General features: G+C 32.6%; 17 protein-coding genes. 9 read left to right on the top strand and 8 right to left on the bottom strand.

Features of this window, described 5'->3' with window-relative positions:
• Nucleotides 1-48: 48 nt before the first annotated feature.
• The 4 genes from ACJ6WR_RS09540 to ACJ6WR_RS09525 all read left to right on the top strand — a co-directional run bounded on the left by ACJ6WR_RS09540 (nt 49) and on the right by ACJ6WR_RS09525 (nt 3,867).
• Nucleotides 49-813, top strand: a complete 765-nt coding sequence (locus ACJ6WR_RS09540) for an exodeoxyribonuclease III (RefSeq protein WP_323491196.1) — start codon at nt 49-51, stop codon at nt 811-813.
• 282 nt (nt 814-1,095) lie between these two features.
• On the top strand, nt 1,096-2,037 hold the full coding sequence (locus tag ACJ6WR_RS09535) for a flagellar motor protein MotB (protein ID WP_039116547.1): 942 nt from the start codon (nt 1,096-1,098) through the stop codon (nt 2,035-2,037).
• A gap of 328 nt (nt 2,038-2,365) precedes the next feature.
• Nucleotides 2,366-2,611: a hypothetical protein gene (locus ACJ6WR_RS09530; protein ID WP_039118135.1), complete on the top strand. Its 246-nt coding sequence runs from the start codon at nt 2,366-2,368 to the stop codon at nt 2,609-2,611.
• A 218-nt stretch (nt 2,612-2,829) separates the two neighbouring features.
• On the top strand, nt 2,830-3,867 hold the full coding sequence (locus ACJ6WR_RS09525; protein WP_409417688.1) for an NADP(H)-dependent aldo-keto reductase: 1,038 nt from the start codon (nt 2,830-2,832) through the stop codon (nt 3,865-3,867).
• Between the two features lie 283 nt (nt 3,868-4,150).
• Here the strand turns inward: ACJ6WR_RS09525 and ACJ6WR_RS09520 are convergent, their stop codons facing one another.
• The 3 genes from ACJ6WR_RS09520 to ACJ6WR_RS09510 form a co-directional block, all read right to left on the bottom strand.
• Nucleotides 4,151-5,782, bottom strand: a complete 1,632-nt coding sequence (locus ACJ6WR_RS09520; RefSeq protein ID WP_409417687.1) for a DUF4139 domain-containing protein — start codon at nt 5,780-5,782, stop codon at nt 4,151-4,153.
• Nucleotides 5,783-5,850: 68 nt separating this feature from the next.
• Nucleotides 5,851-6,465: a murein L,D-transpeptidase catalytic domain-containing protein gene (locus tag ACJ6WR_RS09515; RefSeq protein WP_409417686.1), complete on the bottom strand. Its 615-nt coding sequence runs from the start codon at nt 6,463-6,465 to the stop codon at nt 5,851-5,853.
• Nucleotides 6,466-6,496: 31 nt separating this feature from the next.
• A complete protein-coding gene (locus tag ACJ6WR_RS09510) occupies nt 6,497-7,657 on the bottom strand; it encodes a vWA domain-containing protein (protein WP_409417685.1) in 1,161 nt (386 codons plus the stop codon).
• 204 nt (nt 7,658-7,861) lie between these two features.
• On the opposite strand from ACJ6WR_RS09510, the gene ACJ6WR_RS09505 reads away from it, so the two are divergent.
• Both ACJ6WR_RS09505 and ACJ6WR_RS09500 read left to right on the top strand, forming a co-directional pair.
• On the top strand, nt 7,862-9,676 hold the full coding sequence (locus ACJ6WR_RS09505) for a histidine kinase (protein ID WP_409417684.1): 1,815 nt from the start codon (nt 7,862-7,864) through the stop codon (nt 9,674-9,676).
• Nucleotides 9,673-10,422, top strand: coding sequence for a LytR/AlgR family response regulator transcription factor (locus ACJ6WR_RS09500; protein WP_409417683.1), 750 nt, complete (start codon nt 9,673-9,675; stop codon nt 10,420-10,422). The genes ACJ6WR_RS09505 and ACJ6WR_RS09500 overlap by 4 nt, the downstream gene beginning before the upstream one ends.
• 195 nt (nt 10,423-10,617) lie before the next feature.
• On the opposite strand, the gene ACJ6WR_RS09495 is transcribed toward ACJ6WR_RS09500, so the two are convergent.
• Complete coding sequence (locus tag ACJ6WR_RS09495) at nt 10,618-12,582, bottom strand: biosynthetic peptidoglycan transglycosylase (RefSeq protein WP_409417682.1); 1,965 nt, start codon at nt 12,580-12,582, stop codon at nt 10,618-10,620.
• 224 nt (nt 12,583-12,806) lie between these two features.
• Here ACJ6WR_RS09495 and ACJ6WR_RS09490 point away from each other — a divergent pair, with 224 nt between their 5' ends.
• Nucleotides 12,807-13,295, top strand: a complete 489-nt coding sequence (locus tag ACJ6WR_RS09490) for a DUF6252 family protein (RefSeq protein WP_039118142.1) — start codon at nt 12,807-12,809, stop codon at nt 13,293-13,295.
• Between the two features lie 82 nt (nt 13,296-13,377).
• Here the strand turns inward: ACJ6WR_RS09490 and radA are convergent, their stop codons facing one another.
• The 4 genes from radA to panC all read right to left on the bottom strand — a co-directional run bounded on the left by radA (nt 13,378) and on the right by panC (nt 17,324).
• Nucleotides 13,378-14,739: a DNA repair protein RadA gene (gene radA, locus ACJ6WR_RS09485; RefSeq protein WP_039113245.1), complete on the bottom strand. Its 1,362-nt coding sequence runs from the start codon at nt 14,737-14,739 to the stop codon at nt 13,378-13,380.
• Nucleotides 14,739-15,890, bottom strand: a complete 1,152-nt coding sequence (locus ACJ6WR_RS09480; protein ID WP_409417681.1) for an alpha/beta hydrolase — start codon at nt 15,888-15,890, stop codon at nt 14,739-14,741. Before ACJ6WR_RS09480 ends, radA begins: the two co-directional genes overlap by 1 nt.
• 190 nt (nt 15,891-16,080) lie before the next feature.
• The gene (gene panD / locus ACJ6WR_RS09475; protein ID WP_035623468.1) at nt 16,081-16,431 is read right to left on the bottom strand and encodes an aspartate 1-decarboxylase; all 351 of its coding nucleotides are present in this window, start codon (nt 16,429-16,431) and stop codon (nt 16,081-16,083) included.
• A gap of 14 nt (nt 16,432-16,445) precedes the next feature.
• The gene (gene panC / locus ACJ6WR_RS09470) at nt 16,446-17,324 is read right to left on the bottom strand and encodes a pantoate--beta-alanine ligase (RefSeq protein ID WP_086894966.1); all 879 of its coding nucleotides are present in this window, start codon (nt 17,322-17,324) and stop codon (nt 16,446-16,448) included.
• Between the two features lie 78 nt (nt 17,325-17,402).
• On the opposite strand from panC, the gene ACJ6WR_RS09465 reads away from it, so the two are divergent.
• Both ACJ6WR_RS09465 and ACJ6WR_RS09460 read left to right on the top strand, forming a co-directional pair.
• Nucleotides 17,403-18,209: a glycogen/starch synthase gene (locus tag ACJ6WR_RS09465; RefSeq protein ID WP_039113242.1), complete on the top strand. Its 807-nt coding sequence runs from the start codon at nt 17,403-17,405 to the stop codon at nt 18,207-18,209.
• Between the two features lie 21 nt (nt 18,210-18,230).
• A complete protein-coding gene (locus ACJ6WR_RS09460) occupies nt 18,231-19,826 on the top strand; it encodes a DUF4270 domain-containing protein (protein WP_409417680.1) in 1,596 nt (531 codons plus the stop codon).
• The last annotated feature ends 5 nt before the right edge of the window (nt 19,827-19,831 follow it).

Raw genomic sequence — 19,831 nt, 5'->3', positions numbered from 1 at the left:
AAACTTTCCGCTTTTTTATTACATTTGAAATACATAAAACAAATTGTAATGAAAATTATTTCTTATAACGTAAACGGAATTCGTGCTGCAATTTCAAAAGGATTTATCGATTGGTTACAACATGCAAATCCGGATGTTATTTGTCTTCAGGAGATTAAAGCGACAGAAGATCAAATTCCGGTAGAAGATATTACCAAAGCAGGTTACCCATATCAGTATTATTATCCAGCTACAAAAAAAGGATATAGCGGTGTTGCTATCCTTTCAAAAACAAAACCAAATAACGTTGTGTACGGAACTGGAATTCAGCACATGGATTTTGAAGGAAGAAATCTTCGAGCAGATTTCGACACTTGCTCTGTAATGAGTTTATACCTTCCGTCAGGAACCAATATTCAGCGATTGGATCATAAATTCATGTTTATGGACGATTTTCAGACCTATATTAATGAGCTTAAAAAAACAACCCCAAATCTTATTATTTGCGGTGATTACAACATTTGCCACGAAGCGATAGATATCCATGATCCTGTTCGTAACAAAACAGTTTCAGGGTTTTTACCTGCCGAACGCGCTTGGTTAGATGGATTCATGAAAACAGGATTTATAGATAGCTTCCGTCACTTTAACAAAGAACCACACAATTATTCATGGTGGAGTTACCGCGCAGGAGCAAGAGGGAACAACAAAGGTTGGAGAATCGATTATAATTTAGTTAGCGATAGCTTACAACACAAACTAAAACGTGCCGTTATATTACCAGACGCAGTACATTCTGACCATTGCCCGGTTTTAGTCGAAATCGAAGATTAATGGTATCATTATTGTTAGATACACACAAGATTTAAGCAAACTCCAGCAAAGTATTTTTTTTAGGAGCTATTTATTTCGTCAGTTCGCTTCGCTCGTGTCCTGCTTTCCGCTATAAATGAAATTCACTGAACACATATGTGAAATATGAACTTAGTGAAGTAATCTTTATGTTTTTAAAGGAAAAACATAAAGGATTTTCGCTATAATCAGGGCTAGAATCGTGCTAATACCAATAATTAAAAAAGAATAAGAAAATCTCAAATAATAAACACCACAAAAAAAATGATTAAAAAAGCTTCAATCGGATTATTGATACTTGCGCTTACAACATCGTGTGTATCCAAAAAAATATACAACGATCTGGAAACGAAATTTGCCGATTTAAAAAAAGAAAATCGTTCAATCTCCGATGAAAATGCCGAATTGCTAAAAGCAAAAAATCAATTAGAGTTAGACCGTGACGGATTAAATAAAAATCTTGCTACAACTAAAGCTGAACTAGAAAAGCAAAAAGCTGATTATGCAGCTGCACAAAACAAATTAAAAGTTTTGCAAGACTCTTATGATGCATTAGAAAAAAACAGTAATGAAGCTTTAAAAAGTAACATGAATAAAAACCGTGAGTTACTAGAACAACTAGAAGCCAAAGGAAAAGCATTAGCAGCAGAACAAGCACGTTTAGACAAAACAGCAAAACGTTTAGACGAACTAGAATCTATGATAGCGGCTAAAGAAGCTGCTATGAAAAAGCTAAAGGAAACCCTATCAAAAGCACTAAACGGATTTGAAGGAAAAGGATTGACAGTAGAACAAAAGAACGGAAAAGTATATGTTTCTATGGAAAACAAATTACTTTTTAATTCAGGAAGTTGGTCAGTAGGAACAGAAGGTAAAAAAGCAGTTGTAGAACTAGGGAAAGTACTAGGAGACAATCCAGATCTTTCAGTATTGATCGAAGGACATACAGATGATGATCCATATGTAGGTTCAGGAGTAATTACAAACAACTGGGATTTATCGACCAAAAGAGCAACAGCAATTGTAGCAATCTTGAGCGAAAACAGTAAAATCAACAAACAAAAATTAACTGCTGCAGGTCGTGGAGAATTCTCTCCATTGGCAAGCAATGCAACTCCAGAAGGAAAAGCTAAAAACCGTAGAATCGAAATCATCCTAACACCAAGATTAGATGAAATCGCCGAAATGTTAAATAGCATTAATTAAGTTACTAAGGAACTGAGGTTCTAAGGCACAAAGAAACAAAGGTTCAGGGTTTATACTCTGGACCTTTTTTGTTTTCTGGTTATACTACAAGGTCTTTTTTTACCTTTTATAGCGTATTTACTCAATTTTATTTTCAATCAATGGCGAGGAAATTAACCGCAAAGAGCGGAAAGAGTTACGCAAGGTTCGCAAAGTTTTAGAATCCATTTAATCATTTTAATCTGTGGCAAGAAATAAAACGAACACTTTTATATTTTATCAAATAGATTAGAGCTTAGTCAATGACTTTTAGTTTTTTTGTAACTTTGTCATTCTAAATACAATAATCATGGGACTTCCGGAATTAAAAGATAAAATAAGACTTCAACTAGATTTAGCCGATGAACGAGTGCTTCGTATTGTCTCTTCTGTTTTTGATAATTATTTAAACGAAATCGTTTCTTATGATTCAAAAGGAAATCCATTAGAGTTATCCGAATATCATAATAAAGTTGAAGAAGGATTGGACGATGTAAAATATGGTCGAATAATTTCACAAGAAAACTTGAATAAAGAAATGATAAGTTTATGGTGATTTGCACGCGGTTTAAATCATTTAAATCTGTGGTAAAAACAAAAACAAGCTTTCTTCCGAATAAATCTATAACATAAAAAGGTTTAGAGTTTTTTAACTTTGAACCTTTTTCTTTTGAAATATTGCTTTGTACCTTTGAAGCTCATTAGTAATAAACGTAGTCCCAATCCCAAAATTTGGGGACAGTATAGCAACTCAATATCTTAGCACCTTAAAAAATGAAATACACAACAATTCCCAATACTGATATTAAAGTAAGTAAAATAAATCTTGGCACGATGACTTTTGGTCAACAAAACACTGAAGCCGAAGGACACGCTCAAATGGATTATGCGCTAGAACAAGGCGTTAATTTTTTTGATACTGCCGAGATGTATTCTATTCCAGCAAGTAAAGAAACTTACGGAAGTACAGAAAAGATTATAGGAACCTGGTTTAAAAAATCAGGAAAAAGAGAAGATGTGGTTTTGGCAACCAAAATCGCTGGACCAAATGATAATTTTGGCTATATGCGTGAGAAAATAGATTTCTCGCCAGCAAGTTTAAAATATGCATTAGACCAAAGTTTACAAAGATTACAAACCGATTACGTAGACATATACCAACTGCATTGGCCAGAGCGTAAAACAAATTGTTTTGGACAACGCGGACTTAAAATTCAGGACGACGCTTGGGAAGATAATATCCATGAAGTTCTACAAACTATGGAAGGTTTTATAAAAGAAGGAAAGATTAAACATGTAGGACTTTCTAATGAAAATCCTTGGGGAATTATGCGTTTTCTGGAAGAAAACAAATACAATAATTTACCAAGAGTTAAAACAATTCAAAATCCATATTCATTATTAAATCGTCTTTTCGAGAATGCTTCTGTTGAGGTTTGCATGCGAGAGAATGTAGGCTTATTAGCGTATTCGCCAATGGCTTTTGGAGTATTATCAGGTAAATTTTTATCTGGTGAGAAACATCCAAACTCAAGACTTAATTTGTTTCCACAATATACAAGATATAGCAGTGAGCAAAGTACCAAAGCAGCACGCATGTATCAGGAAATTGCTAATAAGCATGGTTTAAATTTTGCACAAATGTCATTGGCTTTTGTTAATCAGCAACCATTTGTAACAAGTACTATTATCGGAGCAACTACAATGGAGCAATTAAAAGAAAATATAGATTCTATTAACCTTACATTATCAGACGAAGTTATTGCCGAAATAAATGCGGTTCACGCTGTAATTCCTGATCCAGCACCGTAGTTTAGTTTTTAGTTTCAGTCTCAGTTTTCAGTTACTACAAACCTTTCTAGCATAGATTGTCTATAAAGGAACGCGGATAACACAGATTTACAAAAGTAAAGACGCGATCCCGAAGCGTCGGGACGGATTTTTTAAAAAGACTATAAATAAAATCTGTTTTTATCTGCGTTTTCGCCTTAGCGAATCCGTTTTATCAGCGTTCCATATTAAGCATTACTGGAGATATTAAAATAAAAATCCCGATACACGTTTAATTGTATCGGGATTTTATTTTGAAAGAGATTTATAAATTTAATACCTGATCTTTAGGATATCTTACTTTATAGCTAATTCGGAATTTCTTGATTTCATTAGGTTTCATTTGTAATTGCCAAGTCAAGATTCCAGTTTCGGAATTTACTTTTGCACCATCATTTTGTAATAATTCAACTTCGATTTCTTTATTCGTAGTCAAAGGATATTGGTCTTTTAATAAAAGTTCAATAGCTTCTTTCTTGTTGTTTCTTACAGTGATATCGTAAGTAAAAGTCTGTTCTTTTTTAGAAGATAAAAACTTAGTTCCCGATTTGTCGGCTACTTTTTCACGTTTTATAGATACCTTTTTGTCACGGCCCATACTTAAATTTAAAGTATCGCTGGTTTGGTTTGGTTCGATAAAAGTTTTACCTACATACATCCCTTCAAAAATGATATTGGCTTCACCTCTTAACAAATTGTATTTGCTATAATCGGCAATTTCAGCAAGAAGGAAAGCTTCGCTTTCTACTCTTGGTGCAGCGTAATATTTATATGATGAAGGTAATTTTATTTCTTTTAGAGATACGCTATGAACTTTTCCGTTAGATAAAATATCATAAGGAATATCAATATCAAAAGAAACATTAAGTTGATTCTCTTCGACAGTCGTGTAATCTGAAACAGATGATTTCTTCATTGCAACTGGTGCTACAACTACAGTTTCCATTAATGCATTGTCTTCTGCAACTCTTCCTTGCAGTTGATTCATTACACTTTTTTGTTGGTAAGCATATGGTTGACTAATATTATTATTTCTCAAAAACCAAGAACTTAGTATCGGTGCTTGATTATTCTGGTTAGGATAACCACTAGATAAAGTAAGTTTTACTTTTTTCCAATCGATACCTGTATTTTGGATTACCTGAGCTTTGTACATCATATTAATAGGCGATGTAACACTTTCGGCACGTAGGTCATAAAACGGAGTCCAGGTAGCATTATTTGTTAAGTACGAAATATCCAATGGCACAGCACCTGCAACTTCATTCATAACCTGAACGATTAGTTTTCCCGATGAGGTTTTCTCTTCTTTACTCGTATCAACTTCAAGTTTATTATTTAGTTTTTGAAGTGTTTCGTTAAGCTTTTGTTGCTTCTCAGTAAGTGTATTAATAGTATTGGCAATTTCGATTTGCTTGTTTTTATAATACTCAACCATTTTCATTAATTCAGTAACATTCAAACCAGAATTCACACCCGAAATTTGTTGATTTTTATCTAAAAGTTGAATCGTTTTTGTTTCAGAATTTATCGTGTTATTAACTTTCTGAAGCTCTTTCTGAACCAAAACAATACTATCTCTAACTCTTTTTAAAGCAGGGGATTTAGTATCTACTTCATATTCGGAGATATAATTATTAGTAAACTGAACCGAAAGTACCGTTACTGTCGAAGGAGTTCCTATTTGTATAGAATTTTCATTTAAGTCTACAGCTACATTTTTTATCACAATCTCGCTTGTTCCTAACGGAAGATTAGCGCTTGCAGTTTGCGAAATTTCGGCAGCATTAAAATATACTGTTGCGGCTTTTACTTTAGCCGTTGTAAAGATTGGCTTTTGGGCAAATGCAATTGCGCCAATCAATAATAAAGCTGATGTTACTATTTTTTTTATCATGAGTTTAATATTTAAATTGTTTGTTTAGGGGAATAAGGATTACAAATAACGAAAATTTGAATGGTTTTTTAATAGTAGATAACGAGAATGATTTTCTTTTTAGAGTTATCAATTATGTCTTCAACTACACCAAAAAATTTTTCATTTACCATCGGGCATCCATAACTGTTGCAAATAGGATTTATTTGTTCTTCAAAAGGGACATCCTTATATTTATGTAAAACCACATTTCTATCAAAAGCATTATCGTTGGTCTTGTCTAATCCGTATAACTTGTAGGCCTTCCCAAAAGTGCCTTCATACGAATACCCAATCGAGTATTTTCCTAACGAGGTAGAAAGCGAATTATTTACGTTGCTAAATTTTAACTTTCCAGGAATTCCGGTTTCCGAACCAGAACCATGACCAACCAAACCTTTGTTAATTAGTTTATCGTTTTTTAAATCATATATAAAAAAGCGTTTCTTGCCAGAAGCAATTCCCATATCGATAAAAAAGCCAACTTCGGTATTGTATTTCGAAGATGTGTTTACAAACTTTTTAATTTTGTTTATCTGGCTTTCTAGTTTTTCTTTTGAAGAAGATTTTGAGCTAGGTGTTATAAGATTTTCTTCTTTATGTATGCATTTAAAACTAACAGAAAAAATTCCTATAAAAATCAAAAAGAGGATACTCTTTTTCATGTTCTTAAATAATTTATTTTTCACACTTTATTTATTTCTCAACAGTATATCCTTTAACTTTTGCAAGAGCAACAATCGATGTGTTTATGGCATTACCCAAATCATCTTGTTTTTTTGTCTTTTTTGCTTCGGTATCTATATAGCCTTGACGTTTTTTAGCAAGTTCGCTAATTTCCTTTTGAATATTTTCTCTTTCTTTGGTTTTTTGCGCAACAATTACTTTTAATTCGGCAGTAGACTTATTCTGAAGTTCAGCAGGCAATTCTTCTTTTTTTATTTTCGAAATAGCTGTAGCGTCATCTTTTACTTTATCAACTAGATCCCAACTATCGTTTTTATAAACAGCTTTAGATTTACTCACTGCACGCTCGGCATAATTAGATGCAGAAACTCCCTGAGCATTTCTGTCTTGTTTTTCCTGATTCATTTTTTTCTCAGAGCCTTTTGAACCATAACCAATATAAGTTTTATTGATTTTTTCATTGCATTTAGTAATTTCCTCATCATAAGGAGTTACTATATAACGAACCGTTTGGTTGGAATCAATATTAAAGTATTTGCCTTTTCCATAATCAGCACCATCTTTCCATAATTCATTTATACCTTGGGTTTTATCGCCACAATAAATAGTATTTACATAAATATCATTCTTTAAAGCATTGCTTATGGCTTCTTTATAATTAATTCCACCCTGATTAAATTCTTCGTTTCCTGCAATATAAATTAGCTTCATATTGTTGTTGTCCTTTGCCCATTTTAATTGTTTGGTAGCATCCTGAATCACAGCTCCGCAGTATTCGTTACCACCATTTGTACTTAGAGAAAACAGTTTTTCCGAAATCAAATCCAAATCGGTCGAAAGTGGTGCTATTTGTCGGATATAATTAGATTGTTTAGATAAACCGTCATTGCCATATTCATACAGAGCAATTTCGATATCGGGATTTTGTCCATTGTATTTTAAAGTTGTCAAAGTGTTCACAATATTCCAAAGTCGGGATTTTGCTTGGTCAATTAATCCATCCATACTACTAGAAGTATCTAATAATAATGCAACTTGTATTTTGGTTTTTTCTGCAGTTATTGGTTTTTCAATTTTAGTATTCTTCTTGAAGTTTGCATTAGTATAATTGCTATTTGCAAAAGAGAATGTAGTTGCTAAAAGCGCTGAGATAAGGATTGATGTTTTCATGATTTCCTATGTTTTAGATTGTGATTATAGACCAAACTTATAAACTTAAAGAGTTCGTTTTTTGCAGAAATGGTGAAACGGTATTTTCACTTGGTGAAACGAGTTGTAAACGGAATATAAAATACTTTACTTTACAGTATTGTTTTTGAAGGTTCTGAGGTGCTAAGAAATTAAGGCACTAAGATTTAAAAGAAGATAAAATATATGAGCCGTTTAGTAGTTGTTTTTTCTTTATTTCTAATGTTGTTACTTCCGTTTGGAGTAGTGGCACAGGATTCTCTTGCCAAGAAAAAAGCAGTGCCAATTTCCAAAATGAGCAAAGTATCTAAAGAATTACAAAAATCATTGGATGTAAATGATGAAACGCAAATAGGTCAAAATTATGAACGCTTAGCTAATGAATTCCTTAATAAAGGGGATAATGCAAAAGCCGAAGAATATTATAAAAAAGCATTAGCAAGTTATACCAAACAAAATCTTGCAGAAGATAAAATACGAGTAACAAGAAGTATTGCCAAAGTACAAGAGAACCAGAAAAAGTTTGATTCGGCAATAAAAAATTATGAAGCGGCTGGGGCTATTTCAGAAGATAAAAGTGAGGAAAAAATAAACCAGAATGACGCTAACCGATTGCGCACACAAGCAAACCCGATTACGCAAGCAGGATATGTAAATTCTAATATTGAGTTACTTAAAAAAGAGAATAAAATCGATGAGGTATCTGCGGCATATGTTCAAAAAGCGGAGAATTCTCTACAACAGCAAAATAAAATAGTTGCAATCGAGAGTTACAATAAAGCGCTAGCTTACGCAAAAGATAAACCGGAAGAAGTCATTAAGATTAAAAATGAAATAGCCAAAGTATATGCTTCGGATAATCAGTTTGAGAAAGCGATTGGCATAAACGAAAGACTTTTGGCGGAAGCCAAAACCAAACAAGATTTCATCACACAAATCAAGCAATTGCAATCTTTGGCAAAACTTTATTTTAAAAAAGAAGAGCCTAAGAAAGCCATTCTGTCGCTTAAAGAAGCCTATGATTTAGCATCTAAAAATGGAAATTCTACCGAGGCAAAGAAAAGTTTGTCGGCTTTAATAGCGTATTACAAAACCAAAGGAAACGATAAAGAAAGTATTGCTTTATATGAGCAGTTCTTTAAGAATTTTGACGAACTAATCCAATCTGATACTACGCTAATTGATGCAAAAACGTTTCAGGTAACCGAAGATAAAATTCGTCAGTTAGAAAAAGAAAAAACCTTAAAAGATGAATTAATTACAAAGAAAAACACCTTCAATTATTTTCTTTTAGGTTCTATATTATTGCTCTTGCTTTTATTCTTGTTTATTGTAAAAGCCTTGTATTCGATAAAAACTAAAAATAAAGAAATCGCTTTGCAGTCGCTCAGACGAGAAATGAATCCGCATTTTATCTTTAATAGTTTGAATAGTGTGAATCAGTTTATTTCGGAAAATAAAGAATTAGAAGCCAATAAATACCTGACCTCTTATTCTAATCTAATGCGAAATATGATGGAAAACTCCAATAAAGATTTCATCACATTAGATAAAGAAATTGAACAATTAAAGAAATACCTGGACTTAGAACATTTGCGTTTTCAGGACAAATTCGATTTTAAAATTAGTGTTAGTGAAGCTTTGGATGCCGAAACTGTTTTGGTTCCCAATATGATTATTCAGCCACATCTGGAAAATGCAATTTGGCACGGATTGCGTTATCTTGATAAAAAGGGATTTTTGAATCTTAATTTTGATTTTGTAACCGAAAAAGTTGTGGTTACTATAGAAGATAACGGTATTGGTTTAACCAAAAGTCGTGAACTAAAAACCAGTAATCAAAAAGCACATGAATCCCGAGGATTAAGCAATACAAAAGAACGTATTGGTTTGCTGAACGAATTGTATAAAAAGAATATTTCTTTTGAAATTATCGAAAAAGAAATGCCAGAAACAGGAACAATTGTTAGAATTGTTTTTCCGTTAATAGATAAATTATGATGACTTTCCAGAAGATAAAAAGTGTAATTGTCGAAGACGAACTTGCAGCACGAGAAGTACTCAAAAATTATTTGAGTAAATATTGTCCGCAAGTTGAGGTTATTGGCGAAGCACAGAATATAAAAGAAGCTGTTCCGTTATTGCATGAACTACAACCACAATTGGTTTTTCTGGATGTAGAAATGCCTTTCGGGAATGCTTTTGATGTTCTCGAAGCTTGCAAGGATTTACACTTTGAAACGATTTTTGTTACGGCTTTTTCCGAATATTCATTAAAGGCTTTAAACCAAAGTGCTGCTTATTATTTGCTAAAACCCATTAGTATCGAAGAACTAATTGTTGCAGTAAACAAAGTGCATCATCAGGTTATGAACAATGAAATTTTTAATAGAAACAAAATTATCGTTGAGAATTTTCATGAAACCAAACCCGAAAAGCAACAAGTAATCTTACCAACATTAGAAGGTTTTGAAGTGGTTAAAATGGAAGAAATTGTCCGATTAAAAGGCAATGGAAACTTCACCGATTTATACCTAAATAACGGAAATAAGAAAATGGTTTGTCGATTCTTAAAGCACTTTTCCGAAATTTTACCCTTACCATTTATACGAGTTCATAAATCGCACATCATTAATATAAATTGCGTAAAAGCATATAACAAAGGCGGAATCATAACGCTAAATGACGGAGCCGAAATTGAAGTTTCCCCAACATATAAAGAAGATTTTCTGAAGAATTTTAAATAAGGATTTTAAAATATTTTTGACTTTTGCTGACGCGAGCGTCTCGCTCGTGAACACAATCAAAATCAAGTATAAATATGTAAACTTATTTAAGGACGAAATGACTTCATGCTCACGAGCGAGACGCTCGCGTTAGCAACCGATCATATATATCATGCTGCTAGGTTACCGAAACCTTGAAGTATCTACTAAAAAGATTTAAAGATCAAACTCATCATCTATAGACATAGAATCTACAGGAACTGCTGTAGAATCGGGTGCTTTTATTCGCAATAGCGAGCGAGCATTTCCCGAAATGTAAACGGGTAATCTGTTAATAGTATCTTCAGAAGTTAAAACACCACGACGTAACATAATATTGCTTAGGAATTTTTGATTTCTGATAGCGTAATCTTTCAAATTTCCCTGGTCATTAAATTGGTAAGTAAACTTTCTTGGACTTGGAATAATCGTAGCCAGAAATAAACATTCGTTAAGACTTAAATCTGACGGACTTTTCTGGAAATAAAAACGGCTTGCTTCGCCAATTCCATATACATTTGGTCCCCATTCGATGATATTAAAATATACTTCGAGCATACGTTGTTTACTTACTACACGATTATTTTCGAGTATATAAACCAGTAAAATCTCTTCGAGTTTGCGTGACAACGTTTTTTCTCGGGTAAGGAAAACATTCTTTATTAGCTGCATACTTATGGTACTTGCACCACGAGAAAACTTTTTGGTTCGGATGTTTTTTAATATCGATTGTTTAAAAGCTTCATTAATAAAACCACGATGAGAAAAGAACGAAGGATCTTCGGTAGTTAAAACACATTTTTGGAGATACGGAGAGATTTGTTCAATCGGGGTATAATTTGGATTTCCTGCACCTACTAAAATTGGTCTTTGCAATACATTTTTTATAATGGCACGATATACAAATTCACCATTTAATTTGGTAAGGTTTGCTTCACCATATTTGGTAATAACAAGGTTCTCTTTGTTTAATTTACTATCAAAAACTAAGCTGTTTGGCTTGTTTTTGTTGAATTTAAAATCAAGTTTATAATCGAAATTTCCTGTAGCTTCCATACCTTGAAAATGAGTAAACAAACCATCTGGTAATGAAACAATAAAATCTTGCGCTTTCATTTTAGGAATGGCAACTTTAAGAGTATAAATAGTATCCGATTGGGTATTATAGGATACATAAGGATGGAACTTTATCTTGTTTAACTGAACGGTCGATGTGCTATCTATCGAAATAAAATCTGAACCCAATAGGAAACGATAATCAAAACGGGCATTTTTTATAACAACATCTTTGCTGGCAATTCTGGCATGGTTAATTTTTAAATTTGTGATAGAGGAATAACCATCAATATGAAGTTCGCTTCCGTCTTTTTTAATGTTCTCAATATTCAATCGTATAGAGTCAAAACTAGCTAGCATATTAAAGCGGTCATCAATGTAAGGTACTCTTATTGCTCCTGTATCAAGATTAAAAAAGCGGATATCGGCTTTTTTATTCCTTGGGTCAGCAAATCCTTTTATGTTCCAGCGTTGATCGAATGTATTGGTTTGAACATGTAAATTGGTCTCGAGTTCTTTATCGACTAAAGCTAATTTATTTATTGCAATTTGTGCTTTCTTACCATTATCATCAATCTTAAAAATTAAATTTTCCAACTTCATATCGGTAGGAACAAGATTTAATAATTTTGATATTATTCTATAGGCATACGCAGCGTATTCTCTTTTTTCGTTTTTAGAAGTATTAGTACTGTCTTTTTTTAAGAATGCATCAAAGTTCTTGATATTTCCCTTTTTTACTAATTGTATAAAGCCTCTGTCGATTTTTAAAGTTCCAATCTGGATATCTCCCACCAATAAATGCGATAAACTAATACTGGTTTCTATATTGTGAATATTACAAAGCGTATCTGCATTTTTTGGTACCAAGATTACATTGGTTAGTTTTATCCCCGAAAGCCCATCAAAAGAAGCGGTTTTCACCGAAAACGTACTGTTGTATTCTTTGTTCATTTTATCGGAGACCTTCGCTATAGCTTTATGCAAAAGGGCATTTCTAAAAAAGTAAAATCCTAAAAAAAGTACCACCAAGACTAATGTAAGTATTAGGAATGCTTTGAATATTTTTTGTTTTGGAAACTTCATAAATTGAATTGCTATTTGAAATAATTCGGCTTCTATTATCTGAATTAGAATTATCAGTCTATAAAGAAAATAAAAATCCATTAAAGAATTGGAAAAGTTGACGCAAAAGTTTCCTTATTCAGTATGTATATTTTGATTCAATTTTGCAGCTTTTCAAATAATGTATTTTTCATAGTACAAATCTTATATATTTGCAGGATTATTAATAATTAAAATCAGTTTAAATGAAAACTTTAAAGAAATTTATGTTTATGGCTGTTGCCATCTTTTCACTAGTAGTATCATCTTCTTGCAGCAGTGACAATTCATCAGAAGATAATGTAGAGGAAAGCACTAGTGCAGAAGGGTATATTAAATTTAAATATAATGGGGTTGCTTATAATTTTAACCCTGCTATAATTACTTCAGGAAGCATAAATATAATGGGGTATGAGGGAATTGATGATACTTTTAAAAGTATTTCTATATGGCTGCCTTTGGATTTTACAACAGGAAGTCATCCAATTGTATATGATTTATCAAATCTTACAACTACCTACCAAGCAAATTTTAGTTTTAAACCTGAAATAAATAATATTAGTGCAACATCAGGAACTGTGAATATTACGGAGAAAAGTGATAAAAAAATCGCAGGGACATTTAGTTTTTCTGGATCAAGAGATGGAAAAACATTTACAATTACCGAGGGAAGTTTTAGTGCACCAAAATTTTAGTAATTGCTTTATAAAAAAATCTCGCTCAAAATCTTATTAAATTAAGGTTCTGAGCGAGATTTTTAAAATATAAATTGTTGGATTAACCAAAAAGAATACTGGCTACATCTTCGATTTTAGCAACAAGCTCAATTTTTATTCCTGTATTTTTTAATGCAATTTTATTGTATTTAGATACAAAAATAGTCGAAAATCCTAATTTTTCTGCTTCTTGTATGCGTTGGTCTACACGATTTACAGGACGAATTTCACCTGATAAACCAACTTCTCCCGCAAAACAAAAACCTTTAGTTACAGGAATATCTTCATTTGAGGATAAAATAGCTGCAACGACAGCAAGATCTATCGCAGGATCATCTACAGAAATACCTCCAGTTACATTCAGGAATACATCTTTTGCTCCCAGGCGAAATCCTGCTCTTTTTTCTAAAACAGCCAAAATCATGTTTAATCTTTTGGCATTATATCCTGTAGTACTTCGTTGAGGTGTTCCATAAACAGCGGTACTTACTAAGGATTGTATCTCGATCATTAGCGGACGCATTCCTTCGAGTGTCGAAGCAATTGCTGTTCCTGATAATTCTTCGTCTTTGTGCGAAATTAATATTTCGGACGGATTACTTACTTCTCTTAAACCACTTCCCAGCATTTCGTAAATTCCTAATTCGGCAGTAGATCCAAAACGGTTTTTAAGTGATCGTAAAATACGATATACATGATTTCTGTCTCCTTCAAATTGTAAAACCGTATCGACCATGTGTTCCAAAATCTTAGGACCTGCTATGTTTCCGTCTTTGGTAATATGCCCAATCAGGATAACAGGAATATTGGTTTCTTTGGCAAACTTGATTAACTCAGCAGTAGTTTCTCTAATTTGAGAGATACTTCCGGCTGTTGATTCGATATAATCCGTATGAAGCGTTTGGATAGAATCGATAATTACTATCTCGGGCTGAATAGCTTCAATTTGTTTGAAGATATTCTGGGTTTTGGTTTCGGTAAGAATGTAGCAATTGTCACCATTTGGCGTGATTCTTTCGGCACGCATTTTTATTTGTTTCTGGCTTTCTTCTCCCGAAACGTAAAGAGTTTTATAAGGTAGTTGTAATGAAACTTGAAGCAAAAGTGTACTTTTTCCAATTCCGGGTTCTCCTCCTAAAAGAGTCAATGAACCAGGAACAATACCACCACCAAGAACACGGTTTAATTCGCCGTCAGTTGTGTCCATACGAACTTCCTGAGTCGAATCTATTTCGTTTATTCGTAAAGGGCGAGGAGCCTTGCCACTAGGTGTAGGTTCGCTCTTCCAAGCAACTTTTTCTTGTTTTTGGATAATTTCCTCGGCTATGGTATTCCATTCTTTGCACGAATTACATTGCCCTTGCCATTTGGAATATTGGGCGCCACAATTCTGGCAAAAAAATGTTGTTTTAACTTTTGACATTATTTCTTTTTAATAAGACCGTTCATTTCATCTATTTTGTCATACATCAAGTCTTTGTTTAATTTACCAATAGGCTCCATTTGGGAAGCGTTTTGATATTTTTTTGAAGCTCTTTTTGCATCACCCATTTTTTCATACATCAATCCTAATTCATATTCGCCTAGCATTGCTTTAGGATAGCTTGTATTGGCGATTTCGGCTAATATACCCAATTCGTCGTAAGCATTGTTTTTTAAAATAGCGGTTTCTACTGCTATATAATCATTCATTCGAACAGGCATTTCTACACCTAATGTTTTTGTGATGATATCGTATTTGTTTCTTAGATAATCAACATAACCAGATTTAAGAATAACTATTTTGTCATTATACTCCGCTAAATTTATAGGTTTGTATGCATCAAAAATTTGATTTAAAGCATTTGGAATCGAGTATAAAACCACTGAATAATAAGTGGTATTTTTAAATAAATCGTATTTGTAATTTATTAAAGGATTGTTGGCTATTTTGATGTTTTGATCTAGTTTTTGAATAGGTTCTTTTGTCTTTTTAACATCTCCATCGGCAGCGGATAGATAATAAAATAAAGGTGTTTTTAATTTAGCAAATTTTTCAGGAACACGTACTTCCATTTGAGTTGCCAATTCTGGACTCATAGAGATAAAGGCATTAAACAAAGGAACTTCTTTATACAAGAAAAAATTCAAATAACCTGCAGTTACACCATGACCTGCAATAATTCGGAACGGGGCAGTACGGTATTTTCTTTCCACTAAAGGGATTACTTCTCCCGCGACAAATTCGAAAAATTTAGCTCCTTTTTCAAAAGGTAAACCATTGATTCCGTCGAAGGTAGAATCGTCTTCGCGTTCATCATTTTTATTTTGATGAATAGCTACAATAATAACTTCTGGTAAATCATCCCAATAGGTACCATATTTTAAAGCACCACTAAATGGATCAAGAAGATATTCTCCATCGAATAAATAAAGAACTGGGTAATTTCTGGTTTTATTATTTTCGTAAGAAGCAGGTAATTCTACAGTAATGGTTCTTGTTTCTTCTAATGATGTTGAATTAATTGTTTCTGTTTTTCTTTGAGAAAAAGCTGTAATTGAAATAAAAAGAAGTAGTAGGTAAACTTTTTTCATAATTTGGGATTTCTGAAATTTTAAGATTGTTAAAATAGAGTAGCAATATAGTACTTTATTTTTCTTATTTAATACTTGTTAATTGCAAATTGGCAAAGCAATGTTGATTAGTTGGCTTATAGATACGACAAAAATCCTTTTACAAATTTTAACTTTGAAAAAGGATGATTTTATTTGTTAAGAAATGGATTTATGTCAACGAATTGTCATTTTCATTTGGGAAAACGATCCATGGTTTGAAGGTTTTGGCTTCTTCAAACTCCAATGTTGCGTAAGAAATGATTATGATGATATCATCTTTTTGTACTTTTCTTGCTGCAGGACCATTTAGGGTTATTTCGCCCGAATTTCGTTCTCCTTTAATAGCATACGTTTCAAAACGTTCGCCATTATTGATGTTCACAATTGCTACTTTTTCACCTTCAATAATATTTGAGGCGTCTAGTAAGGCTTCGTCAATAGTAATGCTGCCAATATAATTAAGATCGGCTCCAGTTACTTTTACACGGTGTATTTTTGATTTTACTACTTGAATTTGCATGCTACAAAAGTAAATTAATTTAATGAAATAGTGTCAATCAACCTAATAGAATTAACAAATACTGCTATAAATGCGCGGTAATTTTTGTCTTTATTTTTGTGTTCTATAGGTAATAATGTAGATTCATCGGCAATTACGAAATATTCTAATTCAAACTTATCATTGTCTTTGAAGGAATTTTCTACAAATTCAATTGTTTCTTCGGGACTTTTAGTCTGAAATATTTCTTTTGCTTCGGTTAAGGTTTTGTAAATTATAGCTGCTTCCTGACGTTCATCGGGTGTTAAACGTTCGTTTCTGGAGCTCATTGCTAATTGGTTTGATTCTCTAAAAATAGGGCAACCAACTACATTTACTGGTAAATGGTTTTTTTCGACCATTTTCTTTACAATTTGTAATTGCTGGAAATCTTTTTCTCCAAAATAAGCGTTTGTAGGAGTGATAATCTCGAATAAACGTTTTACAATTGTACCTACGCCATTAAAATGCCCAGGCCTGAATTTTCCCTCCATTTGGTTTTCTAATCCGTCGAAATCAAAGGATTGAGAAACAGTATGACCTTCGTAAATATCTTCGACAGTTGGAGCGTATAAAATTATTTTATCGCTTAATGTGCGCATTTTTTTTACATCTTCGTCTAGAGTTCGGGGGTATTTTGCTAAATCTTCTTGGTTGTTAAACTGTGTTGGATTTACAAAAATACTTACAACTGTGTCATCATTTTCGTTCAATGATCGTTGCATTAATGCTAGGTGACCTTGGTGTAAAGCGCCCATGGTTGGTACGAAACCAACACTCGAATTTTCGGTTTTAATAGTTTTTAAATAAGCTATTAAAGCAACTTTACCGTAGAAAATATGCATGGTGGTATTATTAAAATTTAGTGCAAACATAATATATTAGTTAATAACTGCATAAAATTTTGTAATTTTGCATCGTTTTTATTACCAAAAATTAAGCAAATTACTATTATGAAAGATAAGAGGATATTGTATGTATCATCTGAAGTCGTGCCTTATTTGGCTGAAAATGAGGTTTCTTTAATGTCTTATGATGTGCCAAAAATGATTAATGATCAAGGCGGACAGATAAGAATTTTCATGCCAAGATATGGGAATATCAATGAAAGAAGACACCAGTTGCACGAAGTAATCAGGCTTTCAGGCATGAATTTGGTAGTGAACGACTTAGATATGCCATTGATTATTAAGGTAGCATCTATCCCAAAGGAGAGAATTCAGGTTTACTTTATAGATAACGATGAGTATTTTAAAAGGAAAGCAACCTTTGCCGATGAAGAAGGCGTGATGTATCCAGATAATGACGAACGAGCAATTTTCTTTGCAAAAGGAGTTGTTGAAACCGTTAAGAAATTAAACTGGGTTCCAGATATTATTCATGTACATGGATGGATGGCAGCAATGTTGCCTATTTATATGAAACATTATTATAAACATGAAGCGTTATTTTCTGAAACCAAGATTGTAACGTCTGTTTATACGCAATCGTTTGATGAAACATTAGACCCTGAAATGATTAAGAAGGTAAAGTTTGATGGTATTCCACATGAAGCCGTTTCAGACTTAGAGATTCCAAATTATGAAAATATTTTAAAGGCAAGTATTCTTCATTCTGATGGAGTAATTATAGCTTCAAATAACCTATCTTCAAGTTTAACAAAATTTATAGAATCTTCGGGAAAACCTTTTTTACCTTTCGCCGCAAAAGATGCATTCGCAGAAGCGTATACAAATTTTTATAAAAACGAGATTCTTTAAAATTTAACTTTTTTATTACACATGTATAATACTTCTTTTTTTAAGAAAATACTTTTAGTTGCAAGCGTTGTTCTTTTATATTCTTGCGATAAGGATTTCAATGTTATTGGTGATGATTTAATTGGTGATAATCACTTTGATTTAGCGATATATAATTCAAATGTTGTAGCTTATAATCAACAAATATTTCCAATACAATCTAATAATTTAAATATAAATCAATTAGGGATTTATGATAATCCAGCATTTGGTATTACAACGGCTAATTTTGCTACTCAGTTGACATTAGCAGCTGTGGCTCCGGTTATTGGCGCAAGCCCAGTTGCGGATAGTATTGTGTTAAGTGTTCCATATTTTAGTCATATGACGGCGCAAAATACAGATGGAAGTAGTGTTTATAAATTGGATTCAATATATGGTCCTGATTTGTCTAAAATAAAGCTAAGTATTTATGAGTCGGGTTATTATATGGCGGATTTAGATCCAAGTAATAATTTTCAGAATAAGCAGCTTTTTTATACGAATCAAAATTCTGATTTTTATAATGCTAAAGTTGCTAGTCGTTTGAATAATGCTTCAAATCCATTGAATAATGATGCATTTGTTTTTAGTCCAAATGAAATTAGAGAAAGTACAAGTGATGCTACTGGAAAGTTGACTGTTACAAGGAGTGCTCCAGCAATGAGATTAAAATTAGATAAAACTTATTTTGAAGATAGAATTTTAAAAGCTTCAGCATCTAATTTAGCTACAAATGATGTTTTTAAAAATTATTTCAGAGGATTATATTTTAATATTGATAAGTCTGGTAGTGATCCTGGAAATATGGCAATGATGGATTTTAAGAAAGGTAAAATAACAATTTATTATAAAGCAAAGACTGTTATAACAACAGATCCAGAGGGAACAATGGAGTCAAAAACGCTTGTTCTTAATTTAACTGGTAATACGGTAAATCTTTTAAATCAAAGTAATACAAGTGCTAATTATAATACTGCAATAACTACTCCTAAAGTTACAGGTGATGATAAACTGTATTTAAAAGGAGGAGAAGGATCAATGGCAGTGTTAGAGCTTTTTGCGCCAGGAGAGTTGGATGAAATTAGAAGTAAAGGGTGGTTGATTAATGAAGCGAATTTAGTTTTTAATATTGATTCGGATGCTATGAAGAATAGCTCAGAACCAAACAGAATTTATTTGTACGATTTTAATAATAATCGACCTATTGTTGATTATTATAATGATGGAACTTCAAGTGCTTCTACTGATGTGAAAAAAGCAAAACAGATTTTTAGTGGTATTATAAATGTTGATCCAACAAGTAAAAGAGGTACCAGTTATAAAATCAGAATTACTAATCATGTTAGAAATTTGATAAAATATAAGGATTCAACTAATGTAAAGATGGGGATTGTAGTTACAGAGGATATAAATACAATCACTTCTAATAAATTAAGAGATTCAGATAAAAAAATAACTGCTAGGCCTGAAATTCCTTTTACTGCAGCTCCGAGAGCATCTGTTTTGAATCCGTTAGGGACAATTCTTTATGGAGGAACTCCTGCGGCAGCTGATAAGAGATTGAAACTTCAGATTTACTACACGAAACCAAATTAATTTAA

Source organism: Flavobacterium sp. PS2 (genome assembly GCF_046250155.1).
GTDB lineage: Bacteria > Bacteroidota > Bacteroidia > Flavobacteriales > Flavobacteriaceae > Flavobacterium.
The sequence above is the reverse complement of the archived record's forward strand: the minus strand, read 5'-3'. Positions and strand labels throughout refer to the sequence as shown.